The 1,443-nt window shown below is 38.7% G+C and carries 1 protein-coding gene; it reads left to right on the forward strand.

The features are described from left to right. Positions 1 to 30 precede the first annotated feature (30 nt). Positions 31 to 1,443: peptide ABC transporter substrate-binding protein (locus ACLNCN_RS04760; protein WP_424844737.1), on the forward strand; the 1,413-nt coding region annotated here is incomplete at its 3' end.

The raw sequence follows: 1,443 nt of genomic DNA on the forward strand, positions 1-1,443 counted from the left end.
GACAAATATTTAAATCAGGAGGTTCTGGAAATGAAAAAGTCTAAGGCCAAGTATGCAACGCTTGCAGGTGTCGTGTTAAGTGCAGGTATTTTGTTAAGTGCCTGTGGAAATTCTAGCACAGCATCAAAAACATACAATTATGTTTACTCAAGTGATCCATCTAGTTTGAACTATCTAGCAGAAAATCGTGCAACAACTACTGATATTGTGACCAATCTGGTAGATGGTCTCATGGAAAATGACCAGTATGGAAACTATATTCCATCTTTGGCAGAGGATTGGAGTGTTTCTCAAGACGGTTTGACCTATACCTACAAACTTCGTAAGGATGCTAAATGGTATACTGCAGATGGAGAAGAATATGCTCCTGTAACTGCCCAAGATTTTGTCACTGGTTTGAAATATGCAGCTGATAAAAAATCAGAAGCCTTGTACTTAGTGCAAGAATCCGTTGCAGGTTTGGATGACTATATCACTGGTAAAACAAGCGACTTTTCAACTGTCGGAGTCAAGGCTCTTGATGACCAAACCGTTCAATATACCTTGGCACGACCAGAACCTTACTGGAACTCAAAAACAACCTCAACTATTCTCTTCCCAGTCAATGCAGATTTCTTGAAATCAAAAGGGGATGATTTTGGGAAGGTAGAGCCATCTAGCATTTTGTACAATGGACCGTTCTTGATGAAATCCTTTGTTTCAAAATCAGTCATCGAATACAAGAAAAATCCTAACTACTGGGATGCTAAAAATGTCTTTGTAGATGATGTCAAATTGACTTATTTTGATGGTAGTGACCAAGATGCGTTAGCACGTAATTTTACCGAAGGTGTTTATAGCTATGCTCGTCTCTATCCGAACAGTTCAAGTTTTGAAGGAATTAAAGAAAAGAATAAGGACAATATCATCTATAGCATGCAAGATGCTACATCTTACTTCTTAAACTTCAACTTGGATAGGAAATCTTATAAATTCACTTCCAAGACAAGTGATGCTGAAAAGAAATCGACTCAAGAAGCGGTTCTTAACAAGAACTTCCGTCAAGCCATTAATTTTGCCTATGACCGTACAGCTTACGGGGCCCAATCTCAAGGAGAAGAGGGGGCAACTAAGATTTTGCGTAACCTCGTTGTTCCTCCAAACTTCGTAAGTATCAATGGCAAAGACTTTGGTGAAGTAGTAGCCTCTAAGATAGTCAACTATGGCAAGGAATGGCAAGGAATCAACTTTGCAGATGCCCAAGATCCATACTACAATCCAGAAAAAGCCAAGGCTAAATTTGCTGAAGCTAAGAAAGAACTCCAAGCCAAAGGAGTCCAATTCCCTATACACTTAGATAAAACTATAGATTTGGCTAATAAGGCTGAAATTCAAGGAATCAATTCCATGAAGCAATCAATAGAATCTGTCTTAGGTGCAGATAATGTTGTGATTGATGTTCAT

Source organism: Streptococcus sp. CL8.13 (genome assembly GCF_049737895.1).